General features: G+C 63.4%; 36 protein-coding genes and 2 pseudogenes. 19 read left to right on the top strand and 19 right to left on the bottom strand.

Annotated features, from left to right (window positions below; translation table 11 throughout):
• Positions 1-77: 77 nt before the first annotated feature.
• The 12 genes from GKZ68_RS00315 to GKZ68_RS00260 all read right to left on the bottom strand — a co-directional run bounded on the left by GKZ68_RS00315 (position 78) and on the right by GKZ68_RS00260 (position 9717).
• The gene (locus GKZ68_RS00315) at positions 78-1502 is read right to left on the bottom strand and encodes a class I SAM-dependent DNA methyltransferase (RefSeq protein WP_173109682.1); all 1425 of its coding nucleotides are present in this window, start codon (positions 1500-1502) and stop codon (positions 78-80) included.
• Positions 1503-1681: 179 nt separating this feature from the next.
• A complete protein-coding gene (locus GKZ68_RS00310; protein WP_173109680.1) occupies positions 1682-2167 on the bottom strand; it encodes a hypothetical protein in 486 nt (161 codons plus the stop codon).
• A 31-nt stretch (positions 2168-2198) separates the two neighbouring features.
• A complete protein-coding gene (locus GKZ68_RS00305; protein ID WP_173109678.1) occupies positions 2199-2708 on the bottom strand; it encodes a helix-turn-helix transcriptional regulator in 510 nt (169 codons plus the stop codon).
• A gap of 20 nt (positions 2709-2728) precedes the next feature.
• A complete protein-coding gene (locus GKZ68_RS00300; RefSeq protein ID WP_173109676.1) occupies positions 2729-3214 on the bottom strand; it encodes a hypothetical protein in 486 nt (161 codons plus the stop codon).
• A gap of 154 nt (positions 3215-3368) precedes the next feature.
• The gene (gene hsdR / locus GKZ68_RS00295; RefSeq protein ID WP_173109674.1) at positions 3369-5813 is read right to left on the bottom strand and encodes an EcoAI/FtnUII family type I restriction enzme subunit R; all 2445 of its coding nucleotides are present in this window, start codon (positions 5811-5813) and stop codon (positions 3369-3371) included.
• Between the two features lie 282 nt (positions 5814-6095).
• Positions 6096-6455, bottom strand: a complete 360-nt coding sequence (locus tag GKZ68_RS00290) for a hypothetical protein (RefSeq protein ID WP_173109673.1) — start codon at positions 6453-6455, stop codon at positions 6096-6098.
• A gap of 281 nt (positions 6456-6736) precedes the next feature.
• Positions 6737-7495, bottom strand: coding sequence for a hypothetical protein (locus GKZ68_RS00285; RefSeq protein WP_173109672.1), 759 nt, complete (start codon positions 7493-7495; stop codon positions 6737-6739).
• On the bottom strand, positions 7401-7865 hold the full coding sequence (locus tag GKZ68_RS00280; protein WP_173109671.1) for a hypothetical protein: 465 nt from the start codon (positions 7863-7865) through the stop codon (positions 7401-7403). Before GKZ68_RS00280 ends, GKZ68_RS00285 begins: the two co-directional genes overlap by 95 nt.
• A gap of 187 nt (positions 7866-8052) precedes the next feature.
• On the bottom strand, positions 8053-8439 hold the full coding sequence (locus GKZ68_RS00275; RefSeq protein ID WP_173109670.1) for a hypothetical protein: 387 nt from the start codon (positions 8437-8439) through the stop codon (positions 8053-8055).
• 12 nt (positions 8440-8451) lie between these two features.
• Positions 8452-9135 (bottom strand): hypothetical protein, encoded by a 684-nt coding sequence (locus GKZ68_RS00270; RefSeq protein ID WP_254244098.1) that lies wholly within the window; start codon positions 9133-9135, stop codon positions 8452-8454.
• A gap of 54 nt (positions 9136-9189) precedes the next feature.
• The gene (locus GKZ68_RS00265; protein ID WP_173109669.1) at positions 9190-9486 is read right to left on the bottom strand and encodes a DNA-binding protein; all 297 of its coding nucleotides are present in this window, start codon (positions 9484-9486) and stop codon (positions 9190-9192) included.
• Between the two features lie 3 nt (positions 9487-9489).
• Positions 9490-9717, bottom strand: coding sequence for a hypothetical protein (locus GKZ68_RS00260; RefSeq protein ID WP_173109668.1), 228 nt, complete (start codon positions 9715-9717; stop codon positions 9490-9492).
• 141 nt (positions 9718-9858) lie between these two features.
• Between GKZ68_RS00260 and GKZ68_RS00255 the strand changes: the two genes are divergently transcribed.
• Both GKZ68_RS00255 and GKZ68_RS00250 read left to right on the top strand, forming a co-directional pair.
• Positions 9859-10743, top strand: a complete 885-nt coding sequence (locus GKZ68_RS00255; protein ID WP_254244097.1) for a helix-turn-helix transcriptional regulator — start codon at positions 9859-9861, stop codon at positions 10741-10743.
• Between the two features lie 349 nt (positions 10744-11092).
• Complete coding sequence (locus GKZ68_RS00250; RefSeq protein ID WP_173109666.1) at positions 11093-12385, top strand: site-specific integrase; 1293 nt, start codon at positions 11093-11095, stop codon at positions 12383-12385.
• Between the two features lie 114 nt (positions 12386-12499).
• Here the strand turns inward: GKZ68_RS00250 and GKZ68_RS00245 are convergent, their stop codons facing one another.
• Positions 12500-12694, bottom strand: a complete 195-nt coding sequence (locus tag GKZ68_RS00245; protein ID WP_173109664.1) for a hypothetical protein — start codon at positions 12692-12694, stop codon at positions 12500-12502.
• A 75-nt stretch (positions 12695-12769) separates the two neighbouring features.
• Here GKZ68_RS00245 and GKZ68_RS00240 point away from each other — a divergent pair, with 75 nt between their 5' ends.
• The 6 genes from GKZ68_RS00240 to GKZ68_RS00215 all read left to right on the top strand — a co-directional run bounded on the left by GKZ68_RS00240 (position 12770) and on the right by GKZ68_RS00215 (position 16012).
• A complete protein-coding gene (locus GKZ68_RS00240) occupies positions 12770-13423 on the top strand; it encodes a thermonuclease family protein (protein ID WP_254244096.1) in 654 nt (217 codons plus the stop codon).
• Between the two features lie 59 nt (positions 13424-13482).
• The gene (locus GKZ68_RS00235; protein WP_173109662.1) at positions 13483-14229 is read left to right on the top strand and encodes a hypothetical protein; all 747 of its coding nucleotides are present in this window, start codon (positions 13483-13485) and stop codon (positions 14227-14229) included.
• Positions 14230-14319: 90 nt separating this feature from the next.
• Positions 14320-14949 carry a hypothetical protein gene (locus GKZ68_RS00230; protein ID WP_173109660.1) on the top strand — a complete coding sequence of 210 codons (630 nt, stop codon included), beginning with the start codon at positions 14320-14322 and terminating at the stop codon, positions 14947-14949.
• A 125-nt stretch (positions 14950-15074) separates the two neighbouring features.
• Positions 15075-15359, top strand: a complete 285-nt coding sequence (locus GKZ68_RS00225) for a hypothetical protein (protein ID WP_173109658.1) — start codon at positions 15075-15077, stop codon at positions 15357-15359.
• A gap of 260 nt (positions 15360-15619) precedes the next feature.
• The gene (locus GKZ68_RS00220; RefSeq protein WP_173109656.1) at positions 15620-15862 is read left to right on the top strand and encodes an integrase core domain-containing protein; all 243 of its coding nucleotides are present in this window, start codon (positions 15620-15622) and stop codon (positions 15860-15862) included.
• Between the two features lie 12 nt (positions 15863-15874).
• Positions 15875-16012: a hypothetical protein gene (locus tag GKZ68_RS00215; RefSeq protein WP_173109654.1), complete on the top strand. Its 138-nt coding sequence runs from the start codon at positions 15875-15877 to the stop codon at positions 16010-16012.
• Positions 16013-16054: 42 nt separating this feature from the next.
• Here the strand turns inward: GKZ68_RS00215 and GKZ68_RS00210 are convergent, their stop codons facing one another.
• The 5 genes from GKZ68_RS00210 to GKZ68_RS00190 all read right to left on the bottom strand — a co-directional run bounded on the left by GKZ68_RS00210 (position 16055) and on the right by GKZ68_RS00190 (position 19938).
• Positions 16055-16372 (bottom strand): phosphoribosylpyrophosphate synthetase, encoded by a 318-nt coding sequence (locus tag GKZ68_RS00210; protein WP_217275288.1) that lies wholly within the window; start codon positions 16370-16372, stop codon positions 16055-16057.
• 55 nt (positions 16373-16427) lie between these two features.
• The gene (locus GKZ68_RS00205) at positions 16428-17354 is read right to left on the bottom strand and encodes a universal stress protein (RefSeq protein ID WP_173109650.1); all 927 of its coding nucleotides are present in this window, start codon (positions 17352-17354) and stop codon (positions 16428-16430) included.
• 155 nt (positions 17355-17509) lie between these two features.
• Positions 17510-18340 carry a universal stress protein gene (locus tag GKZ68_RS00200; RefSeq protein ID WP_173109648.1) on the bottom strand — a complete coding sequence of 277 codons (831 nt, stop codon included), beginning with the start codon at positions 18338-18340 and terminating at the stop codon, positions 17510-17512.
• 63 nt (positions 18341-18403) lie between these two features.
• The gene (locus GKZ68_RS00195) at positions 18404-19285 is read right to left on the bottom strand and encodes an amidohydrolase family protein (protein ID WP_173109646.1); all 882 of its coding nucleotides are present in this window, start codon (positions 19283-19285) and stop codon (positions 18404-18406) included.
• On the bottom strand, positions 19270-19938 hold the full coding sequence (locus GKZ68_RS00190) for a hypothetical protein (protein WP_173109644.1): 669 nt from the start codon (positions 19936-19938) through the stop codon (positions 19270-19272). The genes GKZ68_RS00195 and GKZ68_RS00190 overlap by 16 nt, the downstream gene beginning before the upstream one ends.
• Positions 19939-20158: 220 nt before the next feature.
• On the opposite strand from GKZ68_RS00190, the gene GKZ68_RS00185 reads away from it, so the two are divergent.
• The 5 genes and pseudogenes from GKZ68_RS00185 to GKZ68_RS00175 all read left to right on the top strand — a co-directional run bounded on the left by GKZ68_RS00185 (position 20159) and on the right by GKZ68_RS00175 (position 22859).
• Entirely contained in the window at positions 20159-20431 is a 273-nt protein-coding gene (locus GKZ68_RS00185) for a UBP-type zinc finger domain-containing protein (RefSeq protein WP_173109642.1), read from the top strand.
• Between the two features lie 494 nt (positions 20432-20925).
• A complete protein-coding gene (locus GKZ68_RS22555; RefSeq protein ID WP_367949191.1) occupies positions 20926-21156 on the top strand; it encodes a two-component system response regulator in 231 nt (76 codons plus the stop codon).
• A gap of 146 nt (positions 21157-21302) precedes the next feature.
• Positions 21303-21416: pseudogene (locus GKZ68_RS22550) on the top strand (transcriptional regulator); the annotation flags it as partial.
• 2 nt (positions 21417-21418) lie between these two features.
• Entirely contained in the window at positions 21419-21871 is a 453-nt protein-coding gene (locus GKZ68_RS22545; RefSeq protein ID WP_367949190.1) for a Crp/Fnr family transcriptional regulator, read from the top strand.
• A gap of 565 nt (positions 21872-22436) precedes the next feature.
• Complete coding sequence (locus GKZ68_RS00175) at positions 22437-22859, top strand: universal stress protein (RefSeq protein ID WP_173109640.1); 423 nt, start codon at positions 22437-22439, stop codon at positions 22857-22859.
• Here GKZ68_RS00175 and GKZ68_RS00170 read toward each other — a convergent pair.
• On the bottom strand, positions 22776-23237 hold the full coding sequence (locus tag GKZ68_RS00170; RefSeq protein WP_173109638.1) for a hypothetical protein: 462 nt from the start codon (positions 23235-23237) through the stop codon (positions 22776-22778). The genes GKZ68_RS00175 and GKZ68_RS00170 overlap by 84 nt on opposite strands.
• Positions 23238-23484: 247 nt before the next feature.
• On the opposite strand from GKZ68_RS00170, the gene GKZ68_RS21625 reads away from it, so the two are divergent.
• From GKZ68_RS21625 to GKZ68_RS00145, 6 genes and pseudogenes are all read left to right on the top strand, one after another.
• On the top strand, positions 23485-23625 hold the full coding sequence (locus GKZ68_RS21625) for a hypothetical protein (RefSeq protein ID WP_217275287.1): 141 nt from the start codon (positions 23485-23487) through the stop codon (positions 23623-23625).
• A pseudogene (locus GKZ68_RS22540) lies at positions 23622-24469 on the top strand (NAD(P)-dependent oxidoreductase). The gene GKZ68_RS21625 and the pseudogene GKZ68_RS22540 overlap by 4 nt, the downstream one beginning before the upstream one ends.
• Before the next feature lie 58 nt (positions 24470-24527).
• Entirely contained in the window at positions 24528-25259 is a 732-nt protein-coding gene (locus GKZ68_RS00160; RefSeq protein WP_173109636.1) for a hypothetical protein, read from the top strand.
• Positions 25260-25380: 121 nt separating this feature from the next.
• The gene (locus GKZ68_RS00155; RefSeq protein WP_173118066.1) at positions 25381-25785 is read left to right on the top strand and encodes a L,D-transpeptidase family protein; all 405 of its coding nucleotides are present in this window, start codon (positions 25381-25383) and stop codon (positions 25783-25785) included.
• Between the two features lie 74 nt (positions 25786-25859).
• Positions 25860-26003, top strand: a complete 144-nt coding sequence (locus GKZ68_RS00150; RefSeq protein WP_173109634.1) for a hypothetical protein — start codon at positions 25860-25862, stop codon at positions 26001-26003.
• Between the two features lie 189 nt (positions 26004-26192).
• Complete coding sequence (locus GKZ68_RS00145; RefSeq protein ID WP_173109632.1) at positions 26193-26405, top strand: hypothetical protein; 213 nt, start codon at positions 26193-26195, stop codon at positions 26403-26405.
• Positions 26406-26488 lie beyond the last annotated feature (83 nt).

Below are 26488 nucleotides of genomic sequence, written 5' to 3'. Positions count from 1 at the left end.
AAGCTCAGCATGACGGATGGCGGGTGACGGAGGCTGGGTGGCGGGTGCCGGCTGGCTACTGGGGTAGCTGGGGCGGGCTAGCCGGCCAGCTCGGCTTGCAGAGCGGCTAGCAGGGTTTCGCTTTTGGCGAAGCTTTGGCCCAGCAGCTCAATCAGCTCGGCGCTGGTGTACTCGTGGGTTTCCTCGGCCTGATGGGGGTTTTTGATGTCGAGGTCGTAGTTGCGGTCAATAATCGTTTGGATGGGCACGCGCCAGGCCACTTCGCTTTCCACCCGGTTGTGCCACCAGGCTTCGAGGGGCTGAAACTCGTCGCGGCGGATGGTTTTGGTTTTGGAGTAGGACTTCTGGCCTTCGGGCAGGCGGTGCTGGTAGTACCAGATTTCTTTGGTGGGCGTGCCCTTGGTGAAGAACAGCAGGTTGGTGGCCACCGTGGCGTAGGGCTGGAACACGGAGTTGGGCAGGCGCACGATGATGTGCAGGTTGCAGTCTTCGAGCAGCTTCTGGCGCACGCGCTGCTTCACGCCCTCGCCGGTGAGCGAGCCATCGGGCAGCACCACGCCGGCCCGGCCACCGTCCTTGAGCAGGTGCATGATGAGGACGAGGAAGAGGTCGGCCGACTCCTTGGTGCGGAAGGTGGCGGGGAAGTTGGTTTCGTTGCCGTTGGCCACCACGCCGCCGAAGGGCGGGTTGGCGAGCACCACGTCGACGCGGTCCTTTTGCGAGTAGGCGCTCAGGGGCTGGTCGAGCACGTCGCGGAAGGTGATGTTGGGCACCTCCACATCGTGCAGGATGAGGTTGGTGGTCGCCAGCAGAAACGGCAGGGGCTTGTACTCCCAGCCTTTTACTTTCTGGAGCTGCTGCTGGTCGGCCACGGAGCGGGCCTGGGCCTTGAGCGTTTCGACGGCGGCGGTGAGGAAGCCGCCGGTGCCACAGGCGGGGTCGAGCACGGTTTCGCCGAGCTGGGGGGCTAGCGTGTCGCAGATGAACTGGGTAACGGCGCGGGGCGTGTAGAACTCGCCGCTTTTGCCGGCGCTTTGCAGGCCTTTGAGGATGCTCTCGTAGATGTCGCCGAAGGCGTGGCGGTCTTTGGCGCGGTTGAAGTCGATTTCGTTGAGCTTGTTGAGCACCTTGCGCAGGTTGGTGCCCGACTTCATGTAGTTGTTATTGCCCTCGAATACTTCGCGCACGATGAGGGCGCGGCGGTTGCCGGTGCTCAGGTCGAGGTTGCGCAGGGCGGGGAAGAGGTCGCGGTCGACGAAGGCCAGCAGCTCGTCGCCGGTGATGCCCTCGTCGTTGGCGGCCCAGGCGTCCCAGCGGTAGGCTTCGGGGATGGGCGACTGGTAGGCGTCGTCCATCACGTCGAGCTCTTTGTCTTTGTCGGAGAAGATTTTGAAGAACAGCATCCAGGCGAATTGCTCGATGCGTTGGGCGTCACCGTTGAGGCCGGTGTCGGTCCACATGATTTTCTCGATGGACTTGTAGAGGGAGGATAGGTTGGACATGGGTAGTGGGGAGGCTTATTTCAAAGGTAGCGGGCGGGGAACCTCCCCCGGCCCCCTCTCCTTGGGGAGAGGGGGAGCCACGGCGGCTTTCTAATGCCAGACACTGGCCGCTTGGGCGTGGGTAATGCAAAGAGCCCGCAGCTGTTGGGGAACAGGTGCGGGCTCAGCAGAGAGGCGAGCTACTGGGCGGCGGGCGGCGTGGGCTGGCCGGAACGTAGCAGCTGCAAGGGATTGATGACGGGGAGGTAGGCCTGGCGCAGCAGCGAATCGGCGCTGAGCGAGAGCAGTAGGCCACGGCTGGTGGAGAAGGCCAAGCCGAGGGCGGTAGCACCCACAATTTCGGGCAGTGCCTGGGAGCCATCGGGCTGCTGAATGGCGAGGGCTTCGATACCGCTAAGCTGGAAGTACGTTTCGGTACGAATCTCGCCGACGGGCACCAAGGGTTGATTCTCTTCGCGGAGCCGGGCTTCGATGACGGCGTGCAGCTCGACGCGAATAACGGCGCTAGTGAAATCGACGCCTTGCTGGGTGGTGAACGTGAAGCTAAAGCCGGCCACATCTTCGGTAGCGGGCAGCGGTACGCCGGGGCGGCCTAGTTGAAAAGAGAGCACGCGGCAGTCGGCGAAGGTGAGCTGCTCAGCGCGGAAAGAAGGAGGGGTAGCCAACGACTATAGAAACAAACGTAGCGAAAGAAAATTAAGCGGCCATTAGTAGGGATTCTTCTTCCATAACTGCGGCGGCAGAGCGGGAGGCGGGCTCCTGCGTAGAAAAGGCGGCCGGGTAGCCGGCCGCCTTTTCCAAGTCAGTGTTTAGAGAGGCGTAGGAAGCCGAACTACTTGGCTGGGGCTTTTCGAAGACCGTGATGAGACGCTGCAGGTCGAGGTCGGCCAACTGGCGGTGGCTGGTGATAGCGCCCTGCACGGTGAGGGTAGCCGCCTGCTCCTGCACCCGCTGCGGAGTAGTAATGAGGGCAGTGCCTAGTACCACCTCCAGGCGGGTCAGGGTTTTGAGTGTGAAGTTGTGGGTGCCTACAAGCATCCGGCTGATTTCGGGTTCTTTCTTGCCGAGGGCGGCGGCCAGGTCGCGCTGGGTCCAGCCCTTCTGGCGCAATACGTGGCGAATCTGGTCGGCAATCTGGAAGGAGCGGTCAACGAAGGCGGCGGCCTCGGGCGTCACTTCCACGAGGTCGAAAATATTAGCTGCCATAAGAGTAGGAAGAATGATAACTAAGGAAGATACAAACGCTGGTAGTCTCCTTGAAGTGCTTTATGTTCGAGGCGGATACGCCCCATCTTAATCCGACTATCCAAAATACGAGCCACATCGTTTATCTTCTCGAAGTGGTAAGCAGTATCCCGGCTGATTTCAGCGAGGCGGTCTTGCTTGGGCTTAATGCCACCGCCGCCCAGAATAACAATGCTTGGTGAGCAGGCTATACAATAGAGCCGCAAGCGGCAACCAACTTCTTGCGGTGGAGGCAAGGCATCGGCTCGGCGCTCACCGCGAAATAGCAGTTCATCTGCTCCTCGCTCATTGCCAATGATGCGTAGCCATCTTTGAATGACGCCAAAGTCATACTGCTCTTTTTTCTTGGTTGCTTGCGAGAACCGTTCTACAAACTGCGCCGTTTCGCTCGACTGCTCGTCGGCAAACCGGATAGTATAGAAGCAAACCTTGAGTAACTCCCGGTACTTTTCGATGTAAACGTCCAACTTACCTTAAAAGTTAAGTCAAAGGTAGAATATTTTTTTAGCTTGTCAAGAGCGCGTTGCAAATAATTTTGCGCAGCTCCTCAGAGGCGGTGGGCCGAAGGTACGTGGCCAACCGGGCTTCGCTACAATCTTTAGCACAGCTTTTTAGCAAAAATCAAGCGGATTGGTACAGTTCGTTTTCTAACTCCTGGACGGCTTTCAGGTATTTGACTTTGCCGCCGAACTCACTAACGATTTCAAGCGGGGAGCCGAGGCGCGAGAGGGGCAACACCTGGAGCACCTTGATGTCTTCGAGGTTTTCGAGGCCTTCGTCGGCGTATTTGTCTACCAGGGCTTCGAGGATGCGGCGGGCCGGGGGGCCGTACTTGGTGAAGTAGTCGCGCTTGCGCACGTTGCTGGCCCGCTCGCGGCGGGTGAGCGGGGGGCGGTCGTAGGCCACGTGGCAGAGCAGGTCGAAGAGGTCGACGTCGGCACTGACGGAGGCGCGGAGCTGGGCCACGGGCACGCCCTGCTCTTCAAGCTCCTGGAGGATGGCGGCCTTGCGGTCGGAGGCGCGCCAGGTGCTGAGGAAGTCGTCGAGGGTAGCGAAGTGTTCCTGGATTTTCTGGCGGGCGTAATCGGTGAGCTTGACGGTAACGGGCTTGCCGTGCTCGTCGAACACGACTTCGCGCTCAAGCAGCACCGACACGTCGACGTTGTTGACGTAGGTTTTGCCGCGGGGCTCGTGCACGGTGCTGGTAGAGCTGGTAAGCCTGGGGTAGCGGATGCCGGTGACGGGGTCGAGCTCGAGGTCTTCGTCTTGCTCCTCCTCGGTGGGGAACTCTACTGGCTCGCCGGTTTCGGGGTCGATGGGGTCGGGGTCGGCCGCGTCGAGAGTATTAGCTACTAATTCCTCGGTGGTGAGGTCGGCCTCGGCGGTCACTTCCTTGACGCGGATGGGGTCGCCGTCGAAGGCCTCGTCGGCGAAGAGGTTGGTAGCCTGGCGGAAGTCGAGGATGGTAAAAAACAGCTTGCCGTACTCCTCGTTGATGCGGGTGCCCCGCCCGATAATTTGCTTGAACTTGGTCATCGAGCTGATGTTGCTGTCGAGCACAATGACCTGGCAGGTCTGGGCATCGACTCCGGTAGTCATCAGCTCGGAGGTGGTGGCGATGACGGGGTACTTTTCTTCGGGGTTGATGAAGTTATCGAGCTCCATCTTACCCAGCTCGTTGTCGCCGGTGATGCGCATCACGTAGCGGTGGTCCAGGCGTACTAGGTCGGCGTTTTGGTTGGCCAGGGCGCTGCGCATACGTTCGGCGTGGTCGATGTCGACGCAGAACACAATCGTTTTGGCGAAGCGGTTGGTGGCTTTCAGAAACTCGGTGATTTTGCGGGCCACCAGCTCGGTACGCTCGGCGATAACCAGCTTGCGGTCGAAGTCGCGCAGGTTGTAGACGCGGTCTCCGACCAGCTGGCCGTGCACGTCGGTTTTGCCATCTTCGGGCCGCCAGCCGTCGAGGTCGACGTTGGTGCCGATGCGCACCACCTTATAGGGCGCCAGGAAGCCATCGTTGATACCCTGCTTGAGCGAGTAGGTATAGAGCGCCTCGCCGAAGTACTCGCTGTTGCTGGTGGCATCGTCTTCGCGGGGGGTGGCGGTGAGGCCGATTTGGGTGGCGCCGGCGAAATACGTCAGGATTTCGCGCCAGTTGCTGTCGTCGCGGGCGCTGCCGCGGTGGCACTCATCGACGATGATGAGGTCGAAGAACTCGGGCGAAAACTGGCGGTAAATGTTACGGTCTTCCTCGGTGCCGGTGAGGCCCTGGTAGAGCGAAAGGTAGATTTCGTAGCTCTTCTCGACCTGGTGCTTCTCCACGACGTGCATCTTGTCCTTGAAGTGCTTGAAATCGCCCTTACGGGTTTGGTCGAGCAGGGCGTTGCGGTCGGCCAGGAAGAGGATGCGCTTTTTGGCCCCGGCCTTCCAGAGGCGGTGTACAATCTGGAAGGCGGTGTAGGTCTTGCCCGTGCCGGTGGCCATGACGAGCAGAATGCGATTCTGCCCTCGGGCAATGGCCTCGATGGTGCGATTGATGGCAATCTGCTGGTAGTAGCGGGGGCGGCGGCCAGTGCCGTCGAGGTAGTACTCCTGCTCGGCCATGCGGGCGGCGACCGGGGAGGCCAGGCCTTTGGCTTGCTTATAGCGAGCCCAGAGGGCGGCGGGGGTCGGGAAATCGTCGAGGCCCAGCTCGGTTTCCAGGGGACCGGCGGTAGCGGTACGGTCGTGGAAGAGAAAGCCGTCGCCGTTGGAGCTGAAGACGAAGGGAATATCCAGGATGCGGGCATAGTCTAGGGCCTGCATCATGCCCGCGCCTACCGCGTGCTGGTTGTCTTTGGCCTCGACAATCGCAATGGGGATATTGGGCTTGTAATACAGAATATAGTCGGCGCGCTTGGCCTTACCCCGCGCCGTGAGCTTGCCCTTGACGTAGATTTTGCCGTCGGTGAACGAGACTTCTTCCAGAAACTGGCTGAACTTGTTCCAGCCGGACTTTTCGAGGGCGGGGGTAATGAACTTGGTGCAGATGTCGCGCTCGGACAGGTCTTTTTTGGATAGCATAGATAACCCGCGCTAGAAGAAAGTGTAAACGTACACGATTTGACCTATAGAGCCAGCCGGCAGCATTTCAAACTACCAAGCTACATGAAAAACCCCGACCGAAAAAGGCCAGGGTTTTACAAAATCTATCACAACATCGCTGCCTATCGGCTTACATAAATGCGGGCCGCAGCCTTACCCGTCTGCGCCAGCCAATAATGCTTTGCCTACTGTGCAGCTAGTATACTCCGATATGGAAGGATACGGCCGCCGGGCGGCGGTACTGCGGTTGGGGCTGCACTATCACCCGCTGGTCGCGGTTATAGCCATAATACTGCCCTTGGCTGTAGCCGTACTGCTGGTTTCCCGCATAGCCGTAGGCTTGGTTCTGATAATAGCCATGCTGCTGGTTGCGGTCATAATCGTAGTGCTGTTCACGCCCGTAGCCGTAGGCCTGGTCCCGGTCGTAGCGGGGGCCTCGCGATGGCCTTCGTCCCAGTGGTCGTGCTCCCGGTAGTCGGGTCTATAGGCCAGGTTGTAGCCGCCACGGTCGTGGTCGTGGTCGAAGGGGGGGTAGCTAGGACCGGCGGGAAGCGGGGCGGCGAATGCGCTGGTGGCGGTGAGGAGGGCAGCAGCCAGGGGAGCAAACAGGAAAGTTTTCATGGGAGTAGTGGTAAGCTAGGTGAGAGGCAGCGACTTCGCTTGCCTGGTTTAAGCTATGCAAACCCCCAACCGGAAATGGCCGGTTGGCAGTATCTGCGGACGGACGCCCGTAAAACCCCGACTAATTCCCCTGCCTCGTCGGCGTATTTCTGCAATCGTCTAGCTACGCAGGACGGCTTGAGGGCTGTTTGATAGCATGAGATTTTAATCCGCGAGGCGGAGCAGGGTCGCGCATTCGCGGACTAAAAGACCGCGCTACTGTACACCGACACCAGTATGGGCTACTCAGTGAGGCGGGGAGGGCGGTAGTCGCGGCGGCCGTTGCTGAGCACCTGGCGCACCTCGGCACGCTGCTGCTCGGCCTGCGCGGGGGTGATGAGGCGGCGCTTTTCGCGGGCGCTGGTGATGGAGAGCTTGCGGCGCAGGCTCTCGCGGGCGGGGTGCTGCTCGGGGATGCGAAGGGCCACGCTGGCTAGCATGGTAGGCGCGGCGGTGCCCAGCTGCGCGACCGAGACGGCCTCGGTGCTGCTGCCCTGGGCTTTCTGGTCACGGTGCTGGTGTTCGAGCCAGTTGGCTTTCTTGTCGAAGTAGACAGCTACTATCTCAAATACCTGGCTAGGGTCGAGAGCCTGGTAAAACTTGTAGCCGCTTAGCCGGGCCTCTTTCAGCGCCAGAATGATGTCCTTGATGCTATCGTGAGTGTAGGTGGCAGCCAGGGCCTCGGCGCACTCTATCACATCGGCCGCGCCCATTTTGTCGGGCACCCGCACCGAGTCGACGAAGGCGCGCAGCACTACCACAAGCAGCTTGACCACCACGCCGGGGCCCAGGGAGCGATTGAGCTGGAACACCTTGGGGGCGGCGCTGGCGGCCTGGCGGGTGAGGCCCACCGAGAGGTCGGCCAGCACTTCGCGCAGCTCGTCGGTGGTGGTGCGGGCCAGCTCCCTAATCCCAGCGGCTTGAACGGTAGCCAGCAGGTGGGACTCCGGGCGGGTCGGCAGCGGTATCAGCCGGGGTGGCGGGGCGGTAGCCGGGGGCAAGCTTGAGGCGGTTGTCGGCAGCATCGTTGAGCATGAATCGTTTGGCAGTGGCAATCCAATCGGTGCGCCTGGGGGGCAGGCCCGTCCGTTTGTCGCGCCAGGTGCCGACCATCTGGTGATAGTGGCGCAGGTCGGCCAGGGCGTAGTCGGTGCCCTGGAAAGCAGCGATGAAGGCCGATACCTCGGCGATGGCCGACCGGCTGAAGGGTATCTCGGGCAACGCACCGGGCCGGGCCGGCGCGGGTGGCGAGCCGATGGCGGCAACACGGATAACCGTGGCCGGCGGCCCCTGCCCCACCCGTCGCCTGGCCGGCGCAAGCCCGTTCGGTGGCGGCGCGAACCCGCTGGGGGCGGCGCCCGGAGCGGGCACCGGCTCGGCAAAACCGGCCGTGTAGTCGAGTACCGGCTCCTCTGACAGCCCTTCCCTGGCAAGCCCCTCCCCTATTTTTTTTGGCGGTGCGTCACCGCCGTTTGGTGCTGCTGTTTGAAAAGAGGTTTGATATACTAAGGAGTCTTGGGGCAGTTCTGCCCCGGCACTGCTTCTACCGGGGGCACTACTACCCTGGGTGCCGGGGCACAGCTGCCCTTGATAAACTCTTTTCACCGGGGGCAGCAGTGGCCTGCGTAGCGGGGTTTACCGGGGCCCCTTTCGCCCCAGATAAATCGGCCAGCACGCAGCGGCTGGGTTGGTGCCTGGATTTGCTCGGCTGGTAGGTGAGCAGGCCCCAGGCGTCGAGGTCGTAGAGAGTGGCGCGGTAGGTTTTGCGGTTGCCGATGCGGGCGGCCTGCATCGTGGCCTCGTGGTCGAGGTCGATGCCGCCGTCGAAGTATTCCGCGTTCCACTGGAAAAACAGCGCCCAGTACAGGGAAAGATGAAGCGTGGTAGCGGTGGGCTGCCGGCGTAGGTACTCATGGGCAGCTACGGTGTGCTTGATGTAGTTCACGCGGGCGCTGCCTTACAGGGTAATGCGGGAAGTCGGGCGCTTCTCCACCGGCGGCTCGTTGGGCTGCAGGCACTCGGGGCCGGGACCGGGCTGGTCATTAGCTGGTAGTCCGGCATTCAGGTGGGCTACTACCTCTTGCGAGGGATGCTGGGCGGCGGGGTTTTCAAACAAAGCGAGCTGGCGGCCGGCCTCGCTCACCTTACCACGCAGAGCAGCTTCTACCTCGCTGATGGCAACGAGCACCGCCGTTTCGAGGCGGCCGGCGTAGGCATAGCTGCTATTTTCGTCGTCAAAAGCCAGGTAGGGGCTGGTAAGGTTGAGCACCTTGCCGCCCTCTAATTCACGCTGACCAAGGAGTGTAACACCGGCCTGGCCTCGGCCCATCGAGAAGCCCGTGACAGTAAATTTTCGGAACAGCTCAGGTAGCTGCTCGGCTTCGTCAGTAGGCCAATAGTCGGGGGTTTCGGACAATTGCTCGGTGAGCAAGCACAGGTGGGGAACGAGGTGCGCCAGGCAGTGGGGCAGGTCGGGATGGACGAGCTCGGTGCCCTGCATGGTGAAAGTGCGGGGACTGGACGCCTCGTCGGGCTGCTCGGTGAACTCAGCATAGAGCAGGCTATTTTTCAGCCTGACTTTAAGAATGGCAAGAATAGACGTGGCCTCCGGGCCGACGATGGGGGCAAGCTGAGTATTCATAGGGTGAGAGATAAATCTGGTCGGCTTCTTCCTGAGCTGGCGTAGAGAGCTAGCTCAGGCAGCCTGCGCCCGGGAGGCGCGGTGGTAGCGGCGGGGGTACTTGTCGAGCACGGAGCGGCGGAAGCCCCAATCCTTCTCGTTGAGGCGCACGCCCTGCAGGCGGCCCGCGCGACGGGCGCGCAGCAGCGCATCAATGGAAAGCCCGATATGGGCGGCGGCATCGCGGGTACTCAGCACCTCATCGGGCGGCGGTGGTGGAGCCTGGCGGGCGTACTCAGCAGCTTCAAGGCGCGCGAGACGGTCGCTGAGGCTAGCCCACTCGCTGGCCGATAGAATAACGGCGGGCTGCATGGCTTACGCTTCGGCTACGAGTTGCCGTGCGCGCTGCTCCACTTGGCGGCGACGGGCAGCTTCTTCCTCAGCTACGGACAAAAAGGCATCGGCAATATCCTGGCGGGTACTGGTGCCGGCAATCACTTTATACACGAGCGAAAGGCTGGCCTTTGCGCCACTGGCCCGCACCCGGTCTAGGGTAGCCTGGGCAATAGCCCCGCCTCCAAGTTTGCGTAATACTTCTTGCAATGCTGTGGGTTTTTTATCCGATTCCTTCACAATGTTTGTAATTTTCTTGTATATTTACAGAAAACGGCCTGTTTTCTTTTGTAAACTTACTTTCTTTTTTAAGTAAATATTACCCGAAAAGGTGTTTAGCATGAACTTAGAATGAAAATATCTGAAAATGAAGCTAAAAATTTTCTGGATATAGCCGGTAGAGTGCGGCAATTATTCGAGGAAAAGGGGTTGAATGCCAGCAGCGCAGCAAAAGCGCTAGGATATAGTGTACCCAGCAAGCTGTATAGCATCCTGCAGGGGGTAGCGGCACCGAACTACTCGACGCTGACCGATATGCTGGACAAGTGGCCCGACCTGTCGGCCGAATGGCTGCTCATGGGGCGCGGGCCGATGCTACGGGGCACCCCTACCGCCGGGCCAGCAGCGAAACCAGCGGCGGGGCAGCCGCTGGCTGGCAGCACGGGAGTTGAGCGGGTACTCGTAGTAACGGTAGACCCGAACGGAAACGAAAACACGTCGCTGGTGCCCGTTGTGGCCCAGGCGGGGTATGCCCGTCAGCATAACGAAGCGGTATATCTGCAACAGCTGGGACATTACCGGATACCGGGCTTTGAGCAGGGCACCTACCGCGCGTTCGAGGTGAGCGGGGACAGTATGGAGCCGACGCTGAACCACCGGGATGTCGTTATCGGCTCGGCGGTTGAGCGCTGGGACTTACTTACTCCGGGCGCTATTTACGTGGTATGCACGGTGCAGAGTGTGCTGCTCAAACGCATCTACCAGCGCATTACGGATTTTGGCGGCCTGCTTGAGCTGCACGCGGATAATTACAGCGTAAAACCCTATACGCTGCCAGTGGAGGCCATCACCGAATTGTGGGAAGTGCGCGGCTACCTCTCCAGCTACATCCCCAGCACGCCTGATATGACGGTGGAGCGGCTGTGGGAGATTGTCGGCCAGCTGGGCTTGGATAAGGGGGAGGTGCGCCGGCATTTAGCTGATAGCAGTAATGACGCTACGCCCCTCACGCCTTAGCCTGACCTTGAAACAGCGGGTGGGGGCAGCTTAGGGAAGCTGCTCCCAAAATTGCCCCCACCTCTAAGACTAGATTATATTTTTAACTTGTAAATCCTTAATTTATAGCATAATAATAATGCATTGGGTGTGGTAGTCACATCCCGGCTCTGGGTACGACCCTCTAAGATGGGAGGGAAAGGTTAAGCCCCCGAAAAGCCGTAAATCACTGATTTAACGGTTTTTCGGGGCTTTTTTCGTGCGGTGTGCGGCGTGAGCCGTGCGCTTTGTGGCGGGAAGATTGCTCCCAATTCTGCCCCCACCCTGCCCCCAATGCGCCCCCACACGCCACCTCACTTCTCATCTTTTCATGAACATTCATTTTGAGCGCCGGTCGGACCGGCCAGACACCCAGGGACGGTGTGTTATCCACTTGCGGGCTACCTTTGACGGGCAACGGCTGCGGCTAGCTACTGGGGAGCGCTGCATAGCAGCGGATTGGAATGACAAACAGAGCTGGTTCCGCAAGTCGTTTGCCGACCTGGACAATGCGACGCTGCGCCTGAAAGCACTACGCAATAAGCTGGAGGATGCCTACAGCGACCTACGCGCCCAAGGTGTGTTGCCCACGGTGGCGGCGTTAAAAGCAGCAATGGCTACCGCCAATGCACCAGTTGCCCCCGCACCGGGGCTAGTCGAGTTGCTGGACGAATACTTAGGCGTACTAGTGGCGCGCGGCTTTCGAGCCAATACGGTAAAAGGCTATAAGACCACACGCAATGCCGTAACAGAATGGGTGGCTACGGTACCGGGTGGAATGACAGCGGCCGGCTATGACGCCACCGCGCACGATAGTCTGCTAGGCTGGCTGCGTGCGGAGAAAGAGCACGGTCAGAATACGATTGCGGGTATCGTCAAGCACCTGAAGCCGTTTCTGGCCTGGGCACGAGACGACCGGAAACAGACACTAAGTGTAGACCCAGCCAAGCTGGCGGTAGAGTGGGAAGACGTAGAAAAGTGCTGGCTGACGGCCGATGAGCTGGACCAAATGGCCCGGACCTTACTGCCCAACAACTTGGCGCTGGTGCGGGATGCCTTCGTATTTTGCTGTTATACCGGCCTGCGCTACTCGGACCTGCACGACCTGCACGCGGGTAATCTACACGAGTGGGACGGGGCAAAGGTGTTGCGGCTCACGCAAACGAAGACGCGCACAGGCGTGAGCATCTACCTGACGCCCCCGGCGCTGGCGCTACTAGCCCGATACACTGATACGCGGGCTCAACTATTGCCCGTGATGGCCAACGCCGTGATGAATCGCTACCTGAAACGCATTGCCCGGCTAGCCGGCGTGGAGCGGCCGGTAGAGGTCGTGGAAACGATAGCGGGCAAGCTACTGAAGCGGGCAGTGCCAAAGTGGGAGTTGGTGACCATGCACACGGCCCGGCACACCTTCGCTACGCAGAGCCTGATGCGTGGAATGCCGGCGGAAGTGCTGCAAAAAGTACTGGGCCACGCGAAGATTCAAACGACGCTAATTTACGCGAAGGTGGTGGAGGACTTTCAGCACCAAACTATGCGGCGCGTATGGGAAGGACTGCCCACCAGCGGCCCAGTGGCAAATCCAAGTACAGTCTGTGCCGTCGAGTTGGGGGCAGCGTAGCGGTCCTCCGGTAGCACTATAACTCCCCGCCGTTGGGATTTCTAATCAACGGCGGGGGATGTAGGTGCCTTATGCATGCCTTTTGGGTGGGCTTTGCCTGGGTTCAGGCTAGGCTTAGCGCTCGTTCAGGGCGGCGCTCACCTCGCGCTCGGGCAGGCCGGTATACTGGCAGAACTCGCCGAGGCTTACGTAGGCGCGGGCGTCTTTACCCAGCCGGGTGCGGATGCGTTGGAGCAGGCGCTTGCCGGCCTCGTAGCTGTTGCCGGTGAGCGTGGCGGCCTCTTTGGGGTAGATGACGACCTGGGGCATGAAACTTGGTTACTTCGGGGTATAGTTGGGTAAGCGAATATACAGCGCAGCCTAGATACCGGTAGGTTTGCCGGCATGATACGACTGAGCGACTATTGGAGGGGGCTGCTGAAAATCACGGTAGCGGCTTCGGGGGTGGGCATGGTGGCGCTGGGGCTAGCCCCCGGCAGCTGCGGCCGGCGCGTGGACCGGGCGCTGCTGGCACCGGCCGGCCCTCCTCCCCTGCTGCGCACGCTGGCGCTGACGGGGCCGGCCTGGGAGCTGGGGCGGGTGGTGCGCGTCCTCGACGGCGACACCTACGAAGTGCTGACGGGCGGGCAAGTGGTGCGGGTACGGCTGCTGGGCGTGGATGCGCCGGAAGCCAGCCAGCCCTTCGGGCACCAGGCGACCAACTCGGTGCGGGCCTACCTGAGTGGGCGGCTGGTGCGTTTGCAGCGGCAGGGGGTGGACCTGTACGGGCGCACGCTGGGCGTGCTGCGGGTGCCGGTGGCTAGCCCGTGGCCCGCGCCAGCGGCCGTGGCGCTGGACAGCGTGCTGGTGGTGCGGGGCTGGGCCTGGGCGTTTGACCCTAGCCATGTAGTAGCGGCGCGGGCTAGCCAGCAAACCGAGGCACAGCGGACCGGGCGGGGCCTGTGGAAGTGCGGCACCGAGGCACCGGTGCCGCCCAAGCTGTGGCGCTCTTTCAATTCAGCCATTAAACGGCGCTACCTGGGGGGCTGTACCTGGTAGCAAAGCCGTTAGCGCAACACAGCGAGAGTACATTTTTCAACCTTCTTATTTTCTATTTTATGGGTCAGCTTACTGGAGCAATCCAATTTTCGGGCACCGTGGGTAATGTCACGGTATCCAAAACCGGCCAGGTGCGCCTGAAGCCGCAGAGCAACAAGGCGATGTACGCCACCTCGGCCACGATGCAGCGCACCCGCGAGAACGGCAGCGAGTTTGGCCGCGCCGCCAAGGCCGGCAAGCTGCTGCGCGAGTCGCTGCGCGGCCTCCTGCTCTCGGCCAGCGACAGCACGCTGGTAGCGCGGGCAACGCAGAAGATGCGCTATATCATCGGCATGGACGATGCCAACGACCGCGGCGAGCGGGTAGTGGACAAGGACAATGCCCTGACCGAGCTGCTGGGCTTCAACTTCAACGCTGGCGCGTCTATCGGGCAGTCGCTGCACGCGCCCTACGGCATTGCCCAGAACGGCGCCGACGTAACGCTGAGCCTGGCCAGCCTGAACCCGCAGACCGACATCGTAGCCCCGCAGGGCGCTACCCACTTCGAGGTGGTGCTTGGGGTGGCCGCGCTCAACTTCGAGACGGGCACTTACGCGGTGGCTAACGTAGCCGCGCCGCTGGGCGCTATCGCCCTGAACTCGGCGGCGGCGGCCCGCTCGGTTGTGGCTAGCCTGCCGGCGGCGCCCGGGGCCGATGACGTGGTAATCGGGGCCGTGGGCATCAACTTCTACCAGCAGCTCAACGGCAAGCTCTACCCGCTGAACAACAACGCGAGCAACCCGCTGGCAATTGAGTTTGTGGGCTAAAGCCAGGGCCTGCACACCTGAGGCGGCCGGCTCCCTACCGGGGCCGGCCGTTTCTATTTTCCCTTCTTTAAAACGCTACTTTTTAGCATAATGGCTTCTAAATCTCTTTTCCAGAAACAAGCGAACAAGCGCACGAAAACGGCGCTGAAGCTGCGCGCCCGCTACGATGCGAAGGTGCGCAAGTATGCCACGGCGCTCGTGGGCGCGCTAGCCGGCGCAACCGACGCCAAGGCGCGGCTCGACCGCCTCAACCTGCTCTACGGCGTGGACCTCTCGACGGAAACGCTGCTGGTGCATGCGCTGCGCACGGCGGGCCTGGCGGGCACACTTACTGGCACGATGGGCGCCAGCACGCCGGGCGAGGAAGTGCAGCTGTTCAACGCAACGGCCGACGGCAACGGCGGCGCGGCGCTGGCCCTGGAAGCGCTGTTTGGGGAGCTGGTGCTGGCGCCGGCCACCCCCGGCAGCGGCACGGGCGCTGGTACGGGCGGCCTGGGCACCGGGCAGAATTTTGATACCTCGCTGAGCGGCCCGAGTGGGGAAGGCGGCGGCGTAACGCTGGCGGCTAGTGCGGGCGACCGGCTCAGCTTCACTGCGCTGGCTAGCGGGGCTCGGCTCCGGCTTCGATGGATATCGCTATCGGGGGTACGCAAGTGGCCTCGGTGGCGTACCTGGACCGCTACAACGGGAAGCCGTTCAGCTTCACCCACGCCGGGGTAGCCCATGCGGGCAGCTTTGCGGCGGCGGTGAATTTCTAAGCCTGGCGGCTTAGGAAAAACAACTGGGCCGGCCCTGGCGCGCTGCCGGGGCCGGCCTTCTTTTTTCACTTCTACTTTTTTACGCCAATGAGTACGATTAATAAGAGCCTGATGGGCTTCATTTTTAACGGGGCGGCGCTAGCGCTGGCCTCGGCGCCGTGGAAAAACAACGTGCGGGCCATTTATGGCTTCAATGCCGCGGGCAGTGGCTATCAGGTATTCAAGCCGGCCAGCGCGTTTAACTCACTCACGCAGCTCAGCCAGGACGGGGTGTATATCGTGGAGGCGGCCACGCCAGGCTTTGAGCTACCGGGGGCTACGGTACAGGCTAGCCCCCGGCGGTGCAGACTAGCATTAGCCTCAACACCTTAGATGCCAGAATTAAGCCCAACGGCTACGTTACTATTTCTGTAAATGCGGATGGGGCGGACCAGTTGCGCATCGGGTCGCTGCTAGTAGACCTAAATGCCACTGAGCAGGCAATTGATACCGACCCGACCGGTGTACTGTATGAAACTATGCTGGACGAGGGCGGTATCCCGCTGGAGTTTCTAAAAAATGGGCAGGTACTGCTGAGTTATCCGTTTTACGCACGACGTTGAATAACTACCTAGTTTGCAAAAAGCCGGCCCTTGGAGAAGGCCAGCCTAAGCCGGCCCGGTAACCCCTACGATAATGCCCTGGCCGAGAGCGGCTGGAGCACGCTCAAAACCGAGCTACTGCCCCGCGGAGCTTGCTTTGCCAATCTAGAGGAGGCCCGGCTTGAACTGGCCGAGTACCTCGACCACTACTACAACACGCAGCGCCTGCACTCCGCCCTGAGCTACTGTACCCTGCTCGAAATTGAACTCCATTACCTTTTCAACCTACCTTAGCTCACTGTCCATTTGCACCCGACCACCTCAATACTGGTACTAGTGGCCCGGCCGCACACCCTGTTCGGCAGCTTGTGTCACCGCAGCGTCACGGCCCAGGTGCTGCGCGTAAGCCCCATCCCGGTGCTCGTGCGGCCCGTCGAGGCCTAGCGCCCTGCCGCCCGGCGTGCGGGCCGCACCGGGCGGGCGGCTTCATTTGGCACTGTATGCAGGGCTGACTTTGGCGTGCAGGGCCTTAACAAGCTCATTGGCCACGCTATCACTATACAGGCCGTAGCCGTTCACCAGGGTGCCCTTAACCTGGTATTTGACCGAGGAAATGGCATAGACCACGGCCTCGTCGTCGGGGCTGGAATCACCTTCGAAGCGAAAGTGCTTGTCCACCACAAAATCATCGGCAAAGACCCGAATGGCAAAATTGCGGCCTTCGAGGTAGTTCTGCTTCAGGTTAAAATCTTCGGTGTAGCCCTCTTTTTTGAGCGCAGTGAGGGTTTGCGAAAGGGTTGTCATGGCATCCATGCGGCAGGGGCTTTAGAAGAAAAATAAGCGAAAGGGGGCTAGCCGCTCAGGCGGCGGGCGCCAGGCCGGCTAGCATCGTGTTGGCCCAGTGGGCCACGCTGGCCACGCGGCGGGAGGGCGGGGCAGTGGGCGCGGTGCCCGCCACGGCCACGGGTAGCACCAGCACTGGCACCGGGCTGTGCGTGAGCAGCTGGCCGGTTACGCTGCGGTGAAACAGGCCACCCCAGTAGCTGCGTTGGCGGGCCAGCACCACCACCAGGTCGGCCTGGGTGTCGGCCACGGCAGCCAGCAGGCCGGCGCCGAAGTCGGCGTGCTCGTAGCCGCGCAGCTCGGGCGGGGGCAGGCCCGCCAGCAGGCCGCTGGCCTGCACGGCGCGCAGGGCCAGCGCACAGCCTTCATCGTCCTCTATGCCACTTGATATGTGAGCCACCACCACCTCGGTGCCGGGCAGCGCGCACAACTCGCGCAAAAACCCAGCTTCGGGGCCGGGCACAAAGGGCTCGCGGTCGGCCGCCAGCAAAATGCGGCGGGGCGCCTGGCCTGCCGGGGCGGCGGGCGGCAGCACCAGCAAGGGGTAGTTGCCGGCCCGCAGCAGCTCGGCGCAGGCGCTGGCCATGCTGGCCGTGGCGGGGTAGGCCGGGTCGGGCTGGCTGAGCACAAACAGCGCCGGGCGGTGCCGGCTGGCTATATCCTCGGCCACAACGGGCAGCAGGTCGGTAGCGATTTCGACGGTGGTGGGGCTGTGGAGCCCGGTGGCCAGCTGGCTGAGCGCGGCCCCGGTGCCGGCCTGGCGCTCCAGCTCCTGGCGCTGGTAGCCGGCCGCGATAAATTCGTAGGGGTCAAACAACGACGCCCGGTTGACGTGCAGCAGCACCAGGCGCCCGTGCAGGGCCTGGGCCACGGCATCGGCGTAGTGCACGGCGTGGCGGGCGGCCGGGTAAAAGCTAGCGAAAACAACGAGGGTGAGCGGCATGGACAAAGAGTATTTAGTGAGCTATAAAAAGCCGGCCGCGGGCCCGCGCCGGGTAGTCGGGCAATTCTCAAGCTGGTTTACCCGCGTGCCAAAACGGCCCTGGGTAGTCAGGGCCTTTTTGGCACGCAGCGGGTGGCTAAGGCAGGCTGCGCCCGCTACTCCTGCACCGGCAGCACGAGCACCGGAATGGGGCTATCGCGCAGCAGCCGGACCGTTGCGCTGTGGTGAAACAAGTTGCCGAGCAGGCTGTGGGGGCGGGCCAGCAGCACCAGCATATCGGCGTGCAGGCGGGCGGCTTCGGCCAGCACGCCGGCCGTTACCGCCGGCTGGTACACCTGGTGCAGCCGGCGTGGGGGCAAGTCCGGCACCAGGTCGCTGGCGCGCAGGGTAGCCAGCAGGTGCTCGGCATCGGTGGCGGCGTGCGCATCGTCGGTGATGTGCACCACGTCGAGCGTACCCTGGGTGGCTTGCAGCAGCCGGCGCAGCACATCCTGGTGCGGCCTGAGGCGGAAGGGCAGTCCATCGATGGCCAGCAGCAGGCGGCGGGGCGGAAAAGCATCGAGGCCCCGTAGCGGCACCAGCAGCAAGGGGTAGGCTACCCGATGCAGCAGGGTCATGGCCATGGTCGTCATTAGTTCGGCTGGCAGTGCGGTCGAGCCGGGCTGGCCCAGCACCAGCAGCAAGGGGCTAGCGGCGTGAATGGCGCTGGTGAGGCTATCGGGCAGGTCATCTTCGGGCGCGGCCCCGTCGATGAGCACGGGCGGGCCGGCCGCCAGTAGCTGCAGGGCATAGGAGGTTTGGCGCCGATTGGGCGGGGCCTGATAGCTGCCCGCCGGCTCGTAGGCGGAAGGCGCCAGCAGTTCTGGCTGCGGGATGTGCAGCAGCGTCAATTGGGCGTGCAGCGGCAAGGCTAGTCCCGCCGCATACGAAAGGGCATGGTTGGAGACGGCAAAAAAATCGGTCAGCACAACAAGCGAGGGCATCATGGCAAGGAGATTAAAGCGTTTAGGTTAAGTAAATTTTAATATTTATAATTATTTATCAATCAATTACTTGCTTGCCGCTGGGCTAGGCACTGGCGGCCGCCGGGCTACTTTGCGCACCGCCGCCGTGGGCGGCAAGGCCCCGGCCCGGGCAGCTTGGGTGGCCTGGGCTACCAGCGCCGCCAGCGCGCCCCGGTCCAGGAGGTAGCCGCCCTGCAGTACCGACGCTACCTGGCGCAAGTGGCGGATGTCGGTGAGGGGGTTGGCGGCCAGCAGCACCATATCGGCCCGGTAGCCGGGCTCAATGCGGCCCAGGTCCGAGTAGTGCCCCGTTATCATGGCCGGGGCTACGGTGGCGGCGCGCAGAGCCTGGGCCGGTGTGAGGCCGGCGGCCACCAGCAGCTCCAGTTCCGTCACAAGGCCGGTGCCGTAAAGCAGGCCCGGAGTGGCCGCGCCCGCGTCGGAGCCCGCCACGATAGTTACGCGCTGCCGCAGCAGCTCGGCCAGCAGCCGGCCACGCACCGAGTCGAGGGCCGGCCGGCTAGCTCTGCCGGCCGCCGACGCGCGCTGCTGGCGCCCGGCCGCTTCGGTCCACTGCTGCCGCAGCCCGGCGGGCGCCAGGCAGCGCAGCGAGTCGGGCAGCGCCCAGGTAGCGGCGAGGGTCGCCGCGTGGGCCGCCAGCGCGGGCACCACATAGGCGTGCGCCCGGGCCAGCGCCTCGGCCAGGGCAACGCAACGAGCCGGGCTAAACGACGCGGCAATGAGGGCCTGCTGCCCGCTAATGCAGGCCGCTAGCCGGGCGGTGGGCTGGGGGCCGGCCAGGCAGGCGGCGCGGGCGGCCACCAGCTGAGCTTCGTGGGGCGAGCAGGCCAGCAGCAGCTTGTCCAGGTCCTCAAACCCGACCTGGCCGGCCGCCAGCGCCTCGGCTAGGGTCACGCTCTCGGGCACGTGGCCCCGAGCGGCAGTTGGGCCGCAGCCACGGCGGCAGCCACCCCCAGGTAGGCCTCGCGCGGCAGCAGTGCCCCCACCAGCGGGCGCTGCCCGCCGGCCCCGGCCAGCCGGGCAGTGGCTTGCGCCCGCCCTTCGGCGCGGGTGCCGGCGGAGGCTAGCGGGCCGGCTAGCAGCGGGCCGGCTAGCATCAGGCGCGGCCCGGCGCAGGCCCCGCTCGTAACTAACTGGCTGGTAGCCGTTACCTCACCCGGCGGGCGCTGGCTAGGCATCTCGCGGATGCTGGTGATGCCACTGGCCAGGTACAGCGGCAGCGCCACGCGCTCGGCGGCGGCCGTAGCCAGCGCGTTGGCGCGGCCATCCCAGAGGCCGGGCACCAGGTAGAGTCCCTGGCCATTCAGGCGCGGCACGGCCCGCCCGGCCGGCACCCACTTGCCCACTGACACGATAAGTCCGTCGCGCACTACCACCATGCAATCGCGCACCACTTCGGCGGTGCTCGGGTCAATGAGGTTCACGTGGGTGATTACCAGCAGGTCGAGCGGGTATCCGGTGCCCACCGGGCGCGGCCCGGCGGGGGCAGCTGGCTGCCCGTTCGCCGGGCCAGGAGCCAGTAGCAGCCCGCTCACCAGCAGGAGCCAAAGCGTTTTCATAGCCAGAAGATGTAGAGAGTAAGGCCGCTAGCTCGCCCGGCAGCCGAAGGAGCATGCTGCAAGGTAGCCGCCGCACCCAGGCCAAACTATGATAAAAATCACCCCATACGCCTGCGTTTGCTTATACCAGCAGCCGGCGCAACGTGGCGCGGCTAGCCTGCTTCCCGGCCAGGTAATTTCCCGTAGCTTCGCTGGCTCACTCCTGCCCTGCTTACCGCTTATGGCTGTTCTCTGCGCCCACCTCACCGCCCTTGATATCGCTCATCTGAAGCACGATACCCAGCACGTATGCCCCGAGTGCGTGGCCTTGGGCGACGATTGGGTACACCTGCGCATCTGCCAGCAGTGCGGCCACGTGGGCTGCTGCGACGACTCGCTGAACAAGCACGCTACCAAGCACTTCCACGCCACGCGACACCCCGTTATCACGTCGGCGCAGCCGGGCGAGCGCTGGGCCTGGTGCTACCCCGACGAGCTGCTGGCCGAGTACTAGGGCAGCCAAACTACAATCGGCCCCTAGCGAGCTGCTTATGACCCCGCTGGCCCTGGGGCCGGGCGCCACCAACGGCCTGTCGAGAGAAATTTTATTGTTTCTTGTCAGAAAGCCAGTACCTTAAATGAGAAGTAGGCGGCGCAAGCTACCTATGCTAGCCGGGCAGGCCCCGGCCGCGCGCCGCGCCCAGGCGCAGCGGCGAGGATATTGTGCAGAGAACGGAACCTGAATTCTTCGGGACCAGAAGCCGGGCGGCACCCCTATCGTGAAGGTTACCCCCTAGCCGTAACCCTGGCCGGGGCGGCGCCCTGCTGGCTATTCAGCGATACCAGGCCAGCATTGGCCTGCTCATGCTACCCAGCGGGCCGGCCGCTACTTCCTTGTTTTCCAATGAAAACGATATTACTGATGGAGGACGACGCCGGCATGCGGGAAGCGACCGCCGAGCTGCTGGAGCGGGCGGGCTATGGCGTGCACGCCGCCCCAACGGCCAGGTGGGCCTGGCGCTGGCCCTGGCCCACCCGCCCGATTTGGTGCTCTGCAACGTGCTGCTGCCGGTGCTCGACGGCTACGGCGTGCTGGCGCACTTCACCCAGCACCCGCGCCTGGCCGGGGTGCCCTTCATCTTCCTCACTGCCCAAGCTGACCCTGCCGACCAGCGGCGGGCCATGGCGCTGGGGGCCGACGACTACCTCACCAGGCCCTGGCCGAGGCCGAGCTGCTAGGCGCCATTGCGGGGCGGCTGGCCCGCTTCCGCCACTTGCAGTCTGACCACGACCTGGCGGCCACCGGCGGGCTAGGTGAGTTTTTGGCCGATGCCCGCGCCACCGCCCGGCTCGACCACCTGGCTGGCGACCGCAAAGCCCACCCCGTGCGCAAAAAACAGGATGTGTACCTGGAGGGCGACGAAGCCACGCGCGCCTACTTCGTGCAAAGCGGGCGGGTGAAAACGGTGAAGGCCACCGCCGCCGGCAAAGAGCTGATTACTTGCCTCTACGGCCCCGGCGAGTTCTTCGGCTACCTGCCCTGCTCGAGCACACGCCCCACCGCGACTCGGCCGTGGCCCTCGACGATGCGGAGCTGGTGTATATCTCGCAGGATGATTTTACGCTGCTGCTGCACCACGCCGAGGTGGGCCCGCAGTTTATGCGCCTGCTGGCGGGGCGGGTGAGTGCGCGCGAGCAGCAGCTGCTGCACATGGCCTACCATTCCATCCGGCGGCGCGTGGCCGATGTGCTGCTGCACCTGCACGAGCAAGCCGGCGGCCTGCCCACCACGGCTATTCAGGTGGCGCGCGAAGACCTGGCCGCCCTGGTGGGCACGACTCCCGAATCGCTGACACGCACACTCAGCGAGTTTCGGCAGGACGGCCTGCTGGAGCTGACCCCAAAAGCCGTGCGGCTGCTGGAGCCCGAGAAGCTGCGCCACGCGCCCTGGTAGCGGCCACGCCCCCACACGGCTGCCATAAATCAAGTGGTGCGCTCTCATTCGTCATTTCGCGGGCGTACGGCCAAGCCGACTTTTATGGCTGCGGGCTGCCTGTGGTCCGCGCCCGGCGGCGGTTGCGGCCGGGTGCCGCCACCTTTTTAGCCATGAAACCAGCTTTTGTAGTGCTCACCGACCTGTCGGGGGCGGCCGAGTCGGCCCTGACTTATACCACTCGCCTGGCGGCGCACCTGCAAGGCCGCCTGGTACTCCTGCACGTGTACCTGAACGTGAATGCTTTAATACAGCCCGAGGCCGTGCTAGCCACCACGGCTGGCCAGCTGGCCAGCCGCCGCCAACTGCGCGCCGACCTGTGTCTGCAAGCCGAAATGCTCGCCGTGCCCGCCGATGCCGAATTGTCACTTGACACCTTGACTATGGCCGTGCGCGGGGCCGTGCAGCGCCACCAGCCGCTGCTGCTGGCGCTAGGCCGCGAGCAGCCGCACGCCCCGCTGAATTTGGGCTGGCTTATTCCGCACCGCACGGTGTCGGTGCTGCGCACGGCCGCTACCCGCTGCTGGTGGTGCCCGAAGGCTGCGCCGAAACCGAGCTGCCGCACCGCATCATGGTGGCCGCCGATGGCTATTCGTTCTCGCTTACGCCGCCCTCGCTGGCCTTGGGCAACCTGCTGCTGGCCCTGCAGCCCACCACCTCAGTGGTGCACGTGGCTAGCCAGGCACACGGACCCTCGCACGCCGACGTGGCCCTGGAGTCGGTACGGCGCACCGGGCTGTTTGGCACCATCACCAGCAGTAGCCTTTATGAAGTGCGCGAAGAAACTGCAGCGAACGGTATTTTGCTGGCAGCCAGCGAGCTGCACACCCAGCTGATTGTATTGCTAGCCCGGCCGCACTCGTTCTTAAGCGGGCTGTTTCACCGCAGCGTCACGGCCCAGGTGCTGCGCCTCAGCGCTGTGCCCGTGCTGGTGCTGCCCACCAATTAAGTGGCTAAGTACAACCGAAACCAGCTGTCGAAAATCAACCAAGTAGAAGCACTCAATCCCAAGTACCACCTCGCCCGGCTCATACGGCTTGCCAGCTTCAAACCGGGCGAAGGCCAGCAGCTTGGGTTTGGCCCCGGCCGGGGACAGCAGCTCGAAGGGTGCCGCCGGGCTCTTGGTGCTATACGCTATGATGGATTCGATAAGGTCCTGCGCTTCGGCCGGCGTGGCAAACTCGACCGTGAGGTCGGCTTCGGGCCGCGTGGTGAAGATGTTCACCGCCGGCAGGTTGCTGGGCACCGTCACCAACTCCAGGCGCACAATGTGGTCCACGTTGAGATGCGGCGAATTGTGCTCATTCTTAAACGAAACGAAGGGCATGGCGCAGGAAATTAGTGTGAATAAAATATTTATAATCAGCAGGATATTGGCGAATGGGGCTAGTCCCACCCGGCCTACCCAACCCTAAGTAACGCGGGCCACCTCGGGCTAGCCTTGCCAAACATCACGTTTTTGCCTGACTAATATCATGGGGCCAGCCCAGGCTTTTCACGAATCTTACGCGGTAGTTGCGGCAGGCCTAGCCGGGCATTTTCAGCCCGCCAATTTCTTCCTTCGCTATGAAGCCATGAATGCCACCATTTTCAGCACCCAATCGTTTGAGCGCAGTTTTTTGCAGCAGGCTAATGCCGACCGGCATCAGTTACACGTGCTGGCGGCCGGGCTGGGCCCGCTCACGGCCCGCTGGCGCAGGGCTCGGCGGCCGTGAGCGTGTTCACCACCGACAAAGTATCGGCTCCACTGCTGGCGCAGCTGTGGGCGCACGGCGTGCACTACCTGCTGCTGCGCGCCACGGGCCACGATAACGTGGACCTGGCGGCGGCCCACCGGCTAGGCCTGCGCGTGGCCAACGTGCCCGACTACTCGCCCCACGCCACCGCCGAATATGCGGTAGCCCTTATCTTGGCCTTGTGCCGCCACCTGCGCCAGGCCGACCTGCAGGTGCGGGCCAACGATTTCTGTCTCGACGACCTGGTGGGCTTCAACCTGCACGGCAAAACGGTGGGCATCGTGGGTGTAGGGCGCATCGGGGCGGCGGTGGCCCGCATTCTGCACGGCTTTGGCTGCCAGGTGCTGGGCTGCGAAGTACTGCCCGATGCGGAGCGCGGGCAGCAGGAAGGCCTGCGCTACGTGAGCCTGCCCGAGCTGTGCGCCCAGGCCGACGTTATCAGTGTGCACACCCCCTCACCGAGGGCACCCATCACCTGATTGACGACCAGCTGCTGGCCAGCATGAAGCGCGGCGTACTGCTCGTGAACACCGGTCGGGGCGGCGTGCTCGACACCGCGGCAGCCTTGCGGGCGCTGGCCAGCGGCCAGCTCGGCTACCTGGGTATTGATGTGTACGAGGCCGAGGAAGGGCTATTTTTTGCCAATCACGCGCTCGACCAACTAAGCGATAAAACGTTTGCGCAGCTACTCACCTACAAAAATGTGCTGGTGACCGGGCACCAGGCCTACCTCACGCGGGAAGCTCTCACCAATATCGCCGACGCCACCGTAGCCAGCCTCGATGCCTGGGACCAGGGCCGCGCCGCCGCGCATGAGCTGTAGGCCATAACCTCAATTTTAATTAATATCTCCTTGATGACTGTTGCTTTGCGTTGTTTGTGTGCCTGTCTGCTACTGGCTAGCCCTGGGTGCGGCCCGACGCCCGCAACGCACGTGGCCGCCGCTGGCCTGCCGGCACCATCGCCCAAATCCCCGCCCTGGCAGTGCCGGTGGCCCGCTCATTCGGGCGTTGCTCGATACCCTCGCTACCAGCCGCGCCCACCCGCGCTTACAGGCGGAGGCCGAGGTGCGCGCCTTCTACGGCCCGGCCAGCGCGCCGGCCTGGACACTGCCCGCCGACAGCGCCGATATAAGCCCCAACGCCACGGTGGCCCTGGCTCTGCTGGGCCGCGCCGCCGAGTACGGCCTGCGCCCGGCCGACTACGGCCACGCCCGCCTGCGGGCGCTGCGCGACTCGCTCGCGCAGCCTGCCTCGCTAGCCCTCCCGGCCCGGCGGGCCCGCCAGCAGGCGCAGTTGGAGGTGTACCTCAGCGACGCGGTGCTGACTTTCCGGCGCGACCTCGACCGGGGCCGACTGCGGGCCTACACACCTTCGGGGCGCGAAAGAACTGCTCTGGCCGCGCCGCCGGCCGCGCTGCGCGCGGCCCTGGCCAGCCGCACCGTGCCCGCCGCCATGCTGGCCGGCCAGCCCACCAACCGCGAGTATCGCCAGCTGCAGCAGGCACTGGCGCGCTGGCTAGCCTGGCCTTCGTCCCCGATTCGGCCCGGCAGCACCAGGCGCGCTACGAGCTGGCCGCCCTCAATCTGGAGCGCTGGCGCTGGGAAATGGTGACGCAGTCAGCTGACTATTTGCTGATTAACATTCCGGCCTACGAGCTGCACGTGGTAGCCCGCGACTCGGTGCTGCGCCGCTACCGCGTGGTAGTGGGCAAGCCCACCACGCCTACCCTACCCTGAGCAGCGCTATCCGCTACTTCACGCTGGCCCCGACTGGCACGTGCCCCACTCCATTGCCGTGCGCGAAATGCTGCCCGCCTCCAGAAAGACCCCGGCTACCTGGCCGCCACAACTACGCCCTCTACGACGAGCGGGGCGAGCTGCTCGACCCGGCCCATATCAACTGGGCGCACGTAACGGCCCGGCAGTTTCCCTACACCATTCGCCAGGCTACGTGCTGCGATAACGCGCTAGGCAACATCGTTTTTCGGTTTAATAATCCCTACTCGGTGTACCTGCACGACACGCCGCAGCGCCAGCTGTTTGCCCAGCCCATGCGGGCGCTCAGCCACGGCTGCATCCGGCTAGAGCACCCCTGGCGCTGGCCGCCTACCTGCTGCGCCGCGCGGGCCAGCCCGTGAACCTGCCAGCGACGACGCGTGCGCCCGCCAGCCCAGCCCCGCGATGTGCGCCTGACCCAGCCCTGGCCCTATACGTGCGCTACGCCACCTGCACCGCCGAAAATGGCCACCTACGCTTTTTTGCCGACGTATACCAGCGCGACGAGGCAGTGCGCCAAGCGCTGTTTGGCCGTTGGCCCTGGCTAGCCAGTAGCCTGTGGCTGCGCAGGCGGGAATAGGTAGGTGGCCCTTAATGTCTAACCCACCACCGGCCCTAGTAGTGCGCGAATCAAGACCAGTACCTGCCTTGGCAAGTTGATGAAAATCAACTGCGCCCAGCCTGCTGGTCATAGCCGCGCGGCGGCGAAAGGCGGACTTTTGCAGCAGACTTTCCTTTCTGTTATTAAACCGCGCTTGGTATGGATTTTATGACTGCGCTGCTGGCCACCATCACCAAGCTTAGAAAGGAGGGCTACACGGAGAATTTTGACCTCCGCAAGCACCTGCTGACCGGCCAGCGCTCGGCCCTGCAGCTGACGCCCGACGAGTTTGTGGTAGACAGTCAGCACCACTTCGGCGAGGCCGGCGACCCGGCCGGGACCGAAGTGGTGTATGCCATTTCGTCCTCAAGTTCAACGTGAAGGGCACCCTAGTCAACGGCCACCACGTGTCGAGCAACGGCGTGAACGCGGCCTTTATCCGGGTGCTCACCGAAAAAATCAGG

Source organism: Hymenobacter sp. BRD128, from assembly GCF_013256625.1.
Classification (GTDB): domain Bacteria; phylum Bacteroidota; class Bacteroidia; order Cytophagales; family Hymenobacteraceae; genus Hymenobacter.
The sequence above is the reverse complement of the archived record's forward strand: the minus strand, read 5'-3'. Positions and strand labels throughout refer to the sequence as shown.

Excerpts from the sequence above, each read along its gene's own strand:
- GKZ68_RS00315 (WP_173109682.1), bottom strand. The coding sequence starts at position 1,502 with ATGTCCAACCTATCCTCCCTCTACAAGTCCATCGAGAAAATCATGTGG.
- GKZ68_RS00305 (WP_173109678.1), bottom strand. The coding sequence starts at position 2,708 with ATGGCAGCTAATATTTTCGACCTCGTGGAAGTGACGCCCGAGGCCGCC.
- hsdR (WP_173109674.1), bottom strand. The coding sequence starts at position 5,813 with ATGCTATCCAAAAAAGACCTGTCCGAGCGCGACATCTGCACCAAGTTC.
- GKZ68_RS00290 (WP_173109673.1), bottom strand. The coding sequence starts at position 6,455 with ATGAAAACTTTCCTGTTTGCTCCCCTGGCTGCTGCCCTCCTCACCGCC.
- GKZ68_RS00270 (WP_254244098.1), bottom strand. The coding sequence starts at position 9,135 with ATGAATACTCAGCTTGCCCCCATCGTCGGCCCGGAGGCCACGTCTATT.
- GKZ68_RS00265 (WP_173109669.1), bottom strand. The coding sequence starts at position 9,486 with ATGCAGCCCGCCGTTATTCTATCGGCCAGCGAGTGGGCTAGCCTCAGC.
- GKZ68_RS00255 (WP_254244097.1), top strand. The coding sequence starts at position 9,859 with ATGAAAATATCTGAAAATGAAGCTAAAAATTTTCTGGATATAGCCGGT.
- GKZ68_RS00250 (WP_173109666.1), top strand. The coding sequence starts at position 11,093 with ATGAACATTCATTTTGAGCGCCGGTCGGACCGGCCAGACACCCAGGGA.
- GKZ68_RS00245 (WP_173109664.1), bottom strand. The coding sequence starts at position 12,694 with ATGCCCCAGGTCGTCATCTACCCCAAAGAGGCCGCCACGCTCACCGGC.
- GKZ68_RS00240 (WP_254244096.1), top strand. The coding sequence starts at position 12,770 with ATGATACGACTGAGCGACTATTGGAGGGGGCTGCTGAAAATCACGGTA.
- GKZ68_RS00235 (WP_173109662.1), top strand. The coding sequence starts at position 13,483 with ATGGGTCAGCTTACTGGAGCAATCCAATTTTCGGGCACCGTGGGTAAT.
- GKZ68_RS00230 (WP_173109660.1), top strand. The coding sequence starts at position 14,320 with ATGGCTTCTAAATCTCTTTTCCAGAAACAAGCGAACAAGCGCACGAAA.
- GKZ68_RS00225 (WP_173109658.1), top strand. The coding sequence starts at position 15,075 with ATGAGTACGATTAATAAGAGCCTGATGGGCTTCATTTTTAACGGGGCG.
- GKZ68_RS00210 (WP_217275288.1), bottom strand. The coding sequence starts at position 16,372 with ATGACAACCCTTTCGCAAACCCTCACTGCGCTCAAAAAAGAGGGCTAC.
- GKZ68_RS00205 (WP_173109650.1), bottom strand. The coding sequence starts at position 17,354 with ATGCCGCTCACCCTCGTTGTTTTCGCTAGCTTTTACCCGGCCGCCCGC.
- GKZ68_RS00200 (WP_173109648.1), bottom strand. The coding sequence starts at position 18,340 with ATGATGCCCTCGCTTGTTGTGCTGACCGATTTTTTTGCCGTCTCCAAC.
- GKZ68_RS00190 (WP_173109644.1), bottom strand. The coding sequence starts at position 19,938 with ATGAAAACGCTTTGGCTCCTGCTGGTGAGCGGGCTGCTACTGGCTCCT.
- GKZ68_RS00185 (WP_173109642.1), top strand. The coding sequence starts at position 20,159 with ATGGCTGTTCTCTGCGCCCACCTCACCGCCCTTGATATCGCTCATCTG.
- GKZ68_RS00170 (WP_173109638.1), bottom strand. The coding sequence starts at position 23,237 with ATGCCCTTCGTTTCGTTTAAGAATGAGCACAATTCGCCGCATCTCAAC.
- GKZ68_RS21625 (WP_217275287.1), top strand. The coding sequence starts at position 23,485 with ATGAATGCCACCATTTTCAGCACCCAATCGTTTGAGCGCAGTTTTTTG.
- GKZ68_RS00145 (WP_173109632.1), top strand. The coding sequence starts at position 26,193 with ATGACTGCGCTGCTGGCCACCATCACCAAGCTTAGAAAGGAGGGCTAC.